Below are 8,502 nucleotides of genomic sequence, written 5' to 3'. Positions count from 1 at the left end.
CCCACCAGGAGGATGCCGTTGGGGAGCTCGGCCCCCAGGGAGCGGAAGCGCTTGGGCTCCTTGAGGAACTCCACCACCTCGGCGAGCTCCCGCTTGGCGTTGGCCAGGCCGGCCACGTCCTCGAAGGTGGCGTCGCTCTCGGACTTCTTGTAGAGGCGGGCCTTGGACTTGCCGAAGGAGAAGGGGTTCTGCCCCCCCATCATGCCCCCCATGCGCTCCCGGGCCTTCCGGCTCATGTAGACGAAGGCGCCGATGATGAGGATCCATGGGAGAAAGCTCAGGAGCAGCGTGAGGTACCAGGGGTTGTCCTCGCTCTCGGCCCGGACCGTGACCTCCTTTTCCCGCAGAAGCCCCAGGAGCTCCGGGTCCCCGAAGGAAGGGATGGTGGTGGCGAAGGAGGAGTACTCCCGGGGCTCGGCCGGCGTCTCTTCGCCCGCCTGGGGCTCGGGCGTCACGGGCTCGCGGAAGCTGCCGGTGATGTGCTGCCCCCGCACGGTCACCGCCGCGACCCGGTCCGCCTCCAGGTGGGAGAGGAAGTTGGTGTACGGCAGCTCCGCGCGGTCCTGGGTCTGGGTGGCCTGGAAGAAGGTGCTCAGCAGCAGCCACACCGCCAGCACCCAGATCAGCGCCCGCCAGTCCAGCATCTTGGGCGCCCGCTGCGGCTGCCTTGCGCCTTTCCCCGGCGGCGGTCTATCCACGGTCAGGCCGTGGTCCCGAAGAGGGTGAACAGCAGCGCCAGAATGACCGCCTGGATGACCCAGGCGACGGCGCACACGCCCACGGCCCGGCCCGTGCTCCGGTAGTCCAGGGCCTGGCGGACTGCCACCACCATGGCGACCAGCATCCACACCGACGCCACGGCGAACACGATCCAGGCCAGGGGGCGGATCAGCCCCAGCACGCGCACCAGGCCCGGAGCGCTGGAGAACCCGATGGTGCGCAGGAGCTCCCCCGGGCTCGACCGGGTCTGGGGCTCGGGCATCACTTTCACCCCGATCAGGTAGGTCAGGTACGCCCAGATGAACCAGCTCAGCAGGGCGGAGATGGTGCCCATCACCACCAGCCCGGCGCCCCCTTCGCCCGGGGCGCCGAGTCCCCCGGCCACGCTGGAGAGCACCACCACCCCCAGGGCCTGGCCCAAGGCGGCAGGGTCGGCTTCCACCTCCTCGTAGAGGCTGGCGTCGAGCTTCGCGGCCCGGAGCATCCGTTCGACGATCTGTGCCATGAGCTTCACTCCTCCTCGGGGGTCGCCGCGCTCCCGGCCAGGGCGCCTGGGGCCTGCCATCCCCCGCTCCTTGCATAGCAGACGGCGTCGGTGACGCAAGGAGGCAGTACCGGCCACAGCGATCTGAAATGGGCTTTCGCCGCTGTCCGGGCCGAGAATGGACCGAACGGGTAAAGGTTCTACCCGATCCGGTCGGACGCCCGGGCGAGGGTTTGACCCCGGTGCGTTTCTCGCCAACGATGGTCCCACGGGTTGCGGGCGGGAGAGAGGAGGAGACCGTGGGGCCGGCCCGTTTCCTGGAGGACGCCGACCTCCAGGCCTGGCGCAGCACGGTTGACGTGAACCTCACCGGCGCCTACCTGTGCTCGCCGGTCTCCGACCCCATCACCGGGGTGAACGGCACGCTCTGCGCCTACCGGGAGCTGGGTTGGGAGTGAGGGCAGCGTGGGGGTGTGGGGAGGGGGTTGGTTCACAGCCTCTCAGACCGACCCGCCCTCCGAGAAGGGGGTCCCGCCTCGCCCTGGGAACCGAGGTTGCCTTCGCCCCCGGTCTGGGACGGTCGGATAAGAAATCCCCTCGATGGGCCAAATCCCTCGGGCGAGCCCTTGCCGCATCCGCCAGCGCCGGTACGATCCCCTGGAGTGGCGGCCCTGGAGTGGCGGCCGCCCGGAAGTCGGGCGCCCCGGGAGCACAGACGCGCACCGCGTCCCCCCGGGCGTCCTCCTGGCACCACGGCTCGACGCCGAGCCACGACGAGAAGGAGGGACTCGAGATGTCCGAGACCGAGCGCCGCAAGGCCCGCCAAGTGCCGATCGAGACCTCGCAGTAGGCGGCGAAGGGAGGTGGGGGTGGACGACCTCAGCGTGGTGATCGCCGGTGCGGCCGGCGAGGGCATCCAGGTAGTCGGGGAGGTGCTGGCGCAGACCGTGAGCGCCCACGGGTACGCGGTCTTCGCCTGGCAGGAATACGAGTCCCGAATCCGGGGGGGCCACAGCCGCTTCGCCCTGCGGATCGGGGAGGTCCCCCGCAACGCGGCGCTGGAGCGGGCCGACCTGCTCCTCGCCCTCAACCCCGGGGCCGCGCAGCAGTACCGGCCGCTGCTCGGGGACGGGGGCCTGCTGCTCTCTCCGGAAGGGGAGGGGGAGGCCGAGGGAGCGGTGGCCATTCCCTTCGCCGAGCTCGCGCAGGAGGCGGCGGGAAAGAAGCTCTACGCGAACTCCGTGGCGGTGGGTGCCCTGGTGGCCGCCCTGGGCATGGACCGGGAGGTCCTCTACCGGGTCCTGGAGCGGCGCTTCCGGGAGAAGGGTGAGGAGGTGAGTGAGGCCAACCGCAAGGCCGCCGAGGCGGGCTACCGGGAGGCCACGGAACGCTGTGGCGAGCGCTGTCCCTGGAAGCTCGGGGGCGCCGAGGGCCGCTACTACCTGGCGGACGGACACAGGGCCGTGGCCCTGGGCGCGGTGCGCGCCGGGTGCCGCTTCCTGAGCGCCTATCCCATGAGCCCGTCCACCAGCATCATCACCTTCCTGGCCAAGGAGCAGGAGCGCCTGGGGGTCTTCGTGGAGCAGGCCGAGGACGAGCTCGCGGCCATCAACATGGCGGTGGGGGCGTCCTACGCCGGGGCCCGCTCCCTCACCGCCACCTCGGGCGGGGGCTTCGCCCTCATGGGGGAGGGGGTGAGCCTGGCCGGGATGACCGAGACCCCGGTGGTGATCGTGCTGGCCCAGCGTCCGGGACCCGCCACGGGGCTACCCACCCGGACGGCCCAGGGGGACCTGCTGTTCGCGGTCCACGCCGGCCACGGGGAGTTCCCCAAGGCGGTCCTGGCGCCCTCGGACCCGGTGGACGCCTTCCACCAGACGGTGCGGGCCTTCGATCTCGCCGACCGCTTCCAGGTGCCGGTGGTGCTCCTCACCGACCAGTTCCTGGCCGAGTCCCTCTTCTCGGTGGAGGACTTCGAGCTCGGCCGCTCGGAGCCCGAGCTCCACCTGGCCGACCCCGGCGAGATCGAGGAGTACCGGCGCTACCGCCTCACCGAGGGCGGGGTCTCCCCCCGCCTCTACCCGGGCCAGAGCGAGCACCTGGTGGGCGCCGACAGCGACGAGCACGACGAGTGGGGCCACATCACGGAGGACCTGGAAGGCACCGCGGTCCCCATGATGGAAAAGCGCCTGTCCAAGCTGGCAGGGCTCCGCGCCGCCCTGCGGCCGCCCGAGGCCGACGGGGTCGAGGAGGCCGAGCACGTCCTGGTGGGGTGGGGCTCTTCCCGGGGCGCGGTGCGCGAGGCGGTGGAGCTCCTCCGAGCCGAGGGCGTGGCGGCCGGCTCGCTCCACTTCACCGATCTCTGGCCGCTGCCCGAGTATCGGTTCCCGGAGGGAAAGCGCTATTGGGCGGTGGAGGGCAACGCCACCGGCCAGCTCGCCCGGCTCCTGCGCTCCGAGTACGCCGTGGTGTTCCAGGGCCGGGTGGGGCGCTGCGACGGCCTTCCCCTCACTGCCGAGACGATCCGGAGGCAGATCGATGTCTGACGCCGAGCGGTTCCAGACCGACGCCGAGATCCAGTGGTGCCCCGGGTGCCCGAACTTCTCTCTCCTCAAGGCCTTCCGTTCGGCCCTGGCGCGCCTGGACCTGGCGCCCCACCGGCTGTGCCTGGTGTCGGGCATCGGCCAGGCGGCCAAGCTGCCCCACTACGTGCGGTGCAACTTCTTCAATGGGCTCCACGGCCGGGCGCTGCCCGTGGCCACGGCCGTCGCCGCCGCCAACCCGGAGCTGACCACGGTCGTGGTCACGGGGGAGGGGGACTGCTACGGCGAGGGCGGCAACCACTTCCTGCACGCCCTGCGGCGCAACCCGAACCTGACCGTGGTGGTCCACGACAACCGGATCTACGCCCTCACCAAGGGCCAGGGATCGCCCACCACACCCCTGGGGGAGCGCCGCAGCATCCAGTTCCCGGGCGTGGAGGTGGAGCCCCTGAACCCGCTGGGCATCGCCGTGGTCCAGGGGTGCACCTTCGTGGCCCGGGGGTTCGCCCCCGAGGTCGAACACCTGGCCGACCTGCTGGCCCAGGCCATGGAGCACCCGGGCCTCTCGGTGGTGGACGTGATCCAGCCCTGCATCACCTGGGATCCCCACCCGGTGAGCTGGTACAAGGAACGGGTCTACCGGCTGGAGGACGACTACGACCCCACCGACCCCCAGGCGGCCCTGGCCAAGACCCGGGAGTGGGGGGAGGGCCGCCTTCCCATCGGCGTGCTCTTCCGGGCCGACCCCAAGCCGGTCTTCGGCCGGCGGTTCCGCGAGGAGATCGCCGGCGGTCCCCTGGCCGCCCTCCCCCCGGTCGCAGTGGAGGCCATCGAGGAGGTCCTGGAGCGGATGCGGCCCTGAGAGGGCAGGGAAGCGGCGCCGACCGCAGGAGGAAGGCCGCGACCCGCGCCCCACTGCCTCGACGGTCCAGCGCCACGCCTGCTCCAGCTTCCGGCCACGGTGGTCGTGTTCCTGGTCCTGTGGGTGGTCTGCTCCTGTTTCCGGCGGGGGTGGACGTGGGGTGTGGCCGTGCCCCTGGCGGCCTGGGTCGCCAAGGGCACGGTACTCTTCGCCTGAGTCTGGAGCGGTGCGGAGGTGCCCATGGCGGAAGAAAGGCAGTTCGTGACGGCCCCCCTCCTCTCGGTGAGCGAGGCCGCGGCCTACCTGGGGGTGGGGCGCAAGGTGGTCTACCGGCTGCTGGAGGAGGGCCGGATCGCCGCGGTCAAAGCCGGGCGGACCACCCGGATCGAGAAGCGGAGCCTGGACGAGTTCCGGGCCCGCGGCGAGCTCACCTGAGCCGGATGCCCCCTCGGGCGCCGCAAGAGACGCGGCTTCCGAGCTGGGCCAGGAGCGCGGCCTGTTCGTCGGCCAGGGACCGGTCTCCCGGGTCACCCGGCTCCCCGGCAGCGCGGCTCAGGTCCGCGGCCTGCGCTCCCTTGCGCTGCGCCTGTTCCAGGATGTGCCGGCGCAGGGCCAGGAGCCGTCGCGCCGTAGCCTCCCGGTCCATCGCCCTCAGGGTCGGGCTCATGCGCTCTCCTCCACCCGGGCGCCGCCTTCGCGCATCTCCCGCTCGGTCCGCTCTCCCGCCTCGGGGTCCACCGGGCGGGTGGCGTTGCGGATCACCGCCACGCTCGGGCCTTCCAGCCGCAGGGCGTCGAGCACGGTGGCGCGCACGCACACATCCAGGGCCAGCCCGCCCACCCACAGGTGGCGCACCTGGTCGCGCCGGAGCTGCTCCGCCAGACCGGTCTCGTCGAAGGCCGAGTTCTGGTCCTTGTCCAGTCGCACCCCCTTGGTGATCAGGACGGCCCCCTCGGGCACCCGCAGGTCCGGGTGGAAGCGCGCGCCGGGGCTGTCCTGGAGGCAGTGGGGCGGCCACTCCCCCCCCTGGTCCCGGAAGCTTACGTGGCGCGCCGGGTGCCAGTCCCGGGAGAAGTAGACCGGGATGCCACGCTCCTGGGCGGCCTCGATCCACGCATTGAGGATCGGGATCACCTGGTCGCCCTCGGGGATCGGCAGCGCGCCGCCGGGGCAGAAGTCCACCTGCACGTCCACCACCAGGAGGCCGTCGCCGCTGCGCAGGGCACGGTCGGGGATCACCATGGCTCTCCTCACTTCGCCTCCTCCCTCTGGGGTTGGCGATGCGAACCTGGGCAGAACTATAGAACGGGAGAGCCGGCCGGGTAGGCATCCGGGCGGTTTTGGACCGATGGGCTACGAACTTTGGCCGACCGGCTCGGAGCCCCTATGGCCCGTTGCCCTCCTCCCCTCGCTGGAGCGCTTCCCGGAACGCGTTGAGGGCGCCCCCCGCCACCAGGGCCCTGCGTTGCCGGTCGGAGGCGGCTAGCCGCACAGACACCGTGCGGTCGCCCACTGCCACGGGGAGCTCGGTGTCGCCGCGCTCGACGCGTCGGCGCAACTCCGGGAAGACGACCTGCGAGCCCTTCTCCAGGAGCTCGTAGTCGGCCGGATCGGCGAAGGTGAGGGGCACGATCCCGAAGTTGCACAGGTTCGCGTGGTGGATGCGGGCGAAGCTCTTGGCCAGCTTGACCCGCACCCCCAGAAGGCGCGGGGCAAGAGCCGCGTGCTCGCGGCTGGAACCTTGCCCGTAGTTCTCCCCTCCCACCACGGCGGCGCTCCCGAGCTCCCGGCAGCGTCCTGGGAACTCGGGGTCCACGAGGCTGAACACAAACTCGCTGATGGCGTCGATGTTGGACCGAAGGGGCAGCACCCGGGCCCCCGCCGGCAGGATCGCGTCGGTGGAGATGTTGTCGCCGACCACCAGCGCCACGGTGGCCTCCAACGTCTCGGGCAGAGGCGCAAGTGCCGGAAAGGGCCGTATATTGGGCCCCCGCACGATCTCCACCCCCCGTCCATCCTCGGGGGGGGGCAGCAGGGAGGCTTCGTCCACCAGGTAGCGACCCGGATCCTCGACCCGGGGGTAGGGCATCTCCCGCCCAAGCTCCCGGGGGTCCGTGATGGCGCCCCGCAGGGCCGCCGCAGTGGCGGTCTCGGGGGAGCAAAGGTAGACCTGGTCGTCCTTCGTCCCCGAGCGGCCGGGGAAGTTTCGCGGGAAGGTGCGCAGGCTCACCTGGCCGGTTCCCGGCGCCTGGCTCATGCCGATGCAGCCCAAGCAGCCCGGCTCGTTCACTACGGCCCCCGCCCGCAGCAGGGCCAGGCCGCTGCCCTGTTCGATCACGTTCTCCAGCACCTGCCGGCTGCCGGGGTTGACGTGGAAGGCCACCAGGGGGTGGACGGTGCGCCCCTTGAGGATGCTCGCCGCCACCGCGAGGTCCCGGAAGGAGGAGTTGACGCTCGAGCCCACGATGGCCTGGTGCACGCGGGTGCCGGCCACTTCCCGCACCGGGACGACGTTGCCGGGGGAAGAGGGGCAGGCGATGAGGGGTTCGAGGCGGCCGAGGTCGATCTCTTCCTCCTCGTCGTAGGGCGCCCCGGGGTCGGCCGCGAGCTCCACCCAGGCTCCCCCCCTGCCCTGCGCCTCCAGGTAGGCGCGGGTGCGCCCGTCCGAGGGGAATACCGTGCTCGTTGCGCCGGTCTCGGTGCCCATGTTGCCGATGGTCTCCCGGTCGGTAGCAGACAGAGCGGCCACTCCCGGGCCGTGGTACTCGACGACGAACCCCACACACCCCTTCACGTCGCGACGGCGAAGCATCTCAAGGATCACGTCCTTGGCGCTCACCCACTCGGGCAGGCGCCCCGTGAGCCGCACCCCCAGCACCTTCGGGCAGGGGAGCCGGTAGGGGATCCCCGCCATGGCCAGGGCTACGTCGAGTCCTCCGGCGCCGATCCCCAGCATCGAGACCCCCGCTGCCCCCGGGGTGTGGCTGTCGGCCCCCAGGAGGGTCTTGCCGGGGACGCCGAAGCGCTCCATGTGCACCTGGTGGGAGACCCCGTTGCCCGGCCTGCTGAACCACAGGCCGAAGCGGGCGCTGGCAGTCTGGAGGAAGCGGTGATCGTCGGCGTTTCGGTAGTCGGTTTGGAGGAGGTTGTGGTCCACGTACTGCACCGCGCACTGGGCCCGCACCCGGTCGAGCCCCAGGGCCTCGAACTCCAGCATGGCCAGCGTCCCGGTGGCGTCCTGGAGGAGCGTGTGGTCGATCCGGATGGCGATCTCCTCGCCGGGCACCAGGCTTCCCTCCGCCAGGTGGTCCTCGAGCAGCTTCCGGGTCAAGGTTCGGGACGCGGGCATGGGCAAGTCTCCTCTGCGTCGGAGGCCGTGCGGCTCCCCGAGGTGCCCCTGTGGAGAATGCGACTCGTCCTCCCGGCGATTCGGGGCTCATGGAAGTCGGGCCGTGCCTCTCCCAGGGGGCGCAGTCAGCATACCTCGCTACCGGGCGCCCGGAAGGGCAAGGCCCGAGAAGGGCCGAGGACCGACGCTCCCCTGGGGGTGCATTCCGGCCCTGGGCCCGACGTCTAGCGGGGCGTCGCGCGGTGCTGTATTGTTGTGGCCCGGCGGCACCCCTCCGTTTCCAGCCACGTCGGTGCCGGGTGCGACGAAACCTTGGCCAGCGGTCCGATCGATCTGCGCGCTCCGAAGCGTCCTGACAGGAGGGGGCCGCCGTCCGCGGCGCCTCCTTCGAAGTGGTAGCGGTGGCGGCCTCGGCTGGGGGACTGCGGGCCCTGGAGGTTCTCTTCCGGATCGTGTGGGTGGACCCGCTGGGGAGCGAACCCCGGCGTCTGGGCGCGTAGGGGCGCACAGCGTGCGCCCGGAGGGTTCGGGGTGGGCGCGACGG

At 71.7% G+C, this 8,502-nt stretch carries 9 protein-coding genes; 4 read left to right on the top strand and 5 right to left on the bottom strand.

The window, feature by feature from the left end; genetic code table 11:
- Both AB1578_19480 and AB1578_19475 read right to left on the bottom strand, forming a co-directional pair.
- The coding region (locus AB1578_19480) for an ATP-dependent metallopeptidase FtsH/Yme1/Tma family protein (protein MEW6490076.1) at window positions 1–644 on the bottom strand (644 nt) is incomplete at its 3' end.
- Window positions 645–700: 56 nt separating this feature from the next.
- Complete coding sequence (locus tag AB1578_19475) at window positions 701–1,225, bottom strand: YIP1 family protein (protein ID MEW6490075.1); 525 nt, start codon at window positions 1,223–1,225, stop codon at window positions 701–703.
- A gap of 278 nt (window positions 1,226–1,503) precedes the next feature.
- On the opposite strand from AB1578_19475, the gene AB1578_19470 reads away from it, so the two are divergent.
- The 4 genes from AB1578_19470 (at window position 1,504) to AB1578_19455 (ending at window position 5,044) form a co-directional block, all read left to right on the top strand.
- The gene (locus tag AB1578_19470; GenBank protein ID MEW6490074.1) at window positions 1,504–1,662 is read left to right on the top strand and encodes a hypothetical protein; all 159 of its coding nucleotides are present in this window, start codon (window positions 1,504–1,506) and stop codon (window positions 1,660–1,662) included.
- Between the two features lie 411 nt (window positions 1,663–2,073).
- The gene (locus tag AB1578_19465) at window positions 2,074–3,750 is read left to right on the top strand and encodes a 2-oxoacid:acceptor oxidoreductase subunit alpha (protein ID MEW6490073.1); all 1,677 of its coding nucleotides are present in this window, start codon (window positions 2,074–2,076) and stop codon (window positions 3,748–3,750) included.
- Complete coding sequence (locus AB1578_19460; protein MEW6490072.1) at window positions 3,743–4,609, top strand: thiamine pyrophosphate-dependent enzyme; 867 nt, start codon at window positions 3,743–3,745, stop codon at window positions 4,607–4,609. The genes AB1578_19465 and AB1578_19460 overlap by 8 nt, the downstream gene beginning before the upstream one ends.
- Window positions 4,610–4,849: 240 nt before the next feature.
- Window positions 4,850–5,044 carry a helix-turn-helix domain-containing protein gene (locus AB1578_19455; protein ID MEW6490071.1) on the top strand — a complete coding sequence of 65 codons (195 nt, stop codon included), beginning with the start codon at window positions 4,850–4,852 and terminating at the stop codon, window positions 5,042–5,044.
- Here the strand turns inward: AB1578_19455 and AB1578_19450 are convergent.
- From AB1578_19450 to AB1578_19440, 3 genes are all read right to left on the bottom strand, one after another.
- On the bottom strand, window positions 5,037–5,276 hold the full coding sequence (locus AB1578_19450; protein ID MEW6490070.1) for a hypothetical protein: 240 nt from the start codon (window positions 5,274–5,276) through the stop codon (window positions 5,037–5,039). The two genes, AB1578_19455 and AB1578_19450, sit on opposite strands and share 8 nt — an antisense overlap.
- Entirely contained in the window at window positions 5,273–5,851 is a 579-nt protein-coding gene (locus AB1578_19445; GenBank protein ID MEW6490069.1) for a nicotinamidase, read from the bottom strand. The genes AB1578_19450 and AB1578_19445 overlap by 4 nt, the downstream gene beginning before the upstream one ends.
- A 142-nt stretch (window positions 5,852–5,993) precedes the next feature.
- A complete protein-coding gene (locus AB1578_19440; protein MEW6490068.1) occupies window positions 5,994–7,958 on the bottom strand; it encodes an aconitate hydratase in 1,965 nt (654 codons plus the stop codon).
- Window positions 7,959–8,502: the final 544 nt, after the last annotated feature.

The organism is Thermodesulfobacteriota bacterium (assembly GCA_040756475.1).
Taxonomy (GTDB): Bacteria; Desulfobacterota; Deferrisomatia; order Deferrisomatales; family JACRMM01; genus JBFLZB01.
This window is presented reverse-complemented; position numbering and strand designations above follow the sequence as displayed.

Excerpts from the sequence above, each read along its gene's own strand:
- AB1578_19475 (MEW6490075.1), bottom strand. The coding sequence starts at position 1,225 with ATGGCACAGATCGTCGAACGGATGCTCCGGGCCGCGAAGCTCGACGCC.
- AB1578_19460 (MEW6490072.1), top strand. The coding sequence starts at position 3,743 with ATGTCTGACGCCGAGCGGTTCCAGACCGACGCCGAGATCCAGTGGTGC.
- AB1578_19455 (MEW6490071.1), top strand. The coding sequence starts at position 4,850 with ATGGCGGAAGAAAGGCAGTTCGTGACGGCCCCCCTCCTCTCGGTGAGC.
- AB1578_19450 (MEW6490070.1), bottom strand. The coding sequence starts at position 5,276 with ATGAGCCCGACCCTGAGGGCGATGGACCGGGAGGCTACGGCGCGACGG.
- AB1578_19445 (MEW6490069.1), bottom strand. The coding sequence starts at position 5,851 with ATGGTGATCCCCGACCGTGCCCTGCGCAGCGGCGACGGCCTCCTGGTG.
- AB1578_19440 (MEW6490068.1), bottom strand. The coding sequence starts at position 7,958 with ATGCCCGCGTCCCGAACCTTGACCCGGAAGCTGCTCGAGGACCACCTG.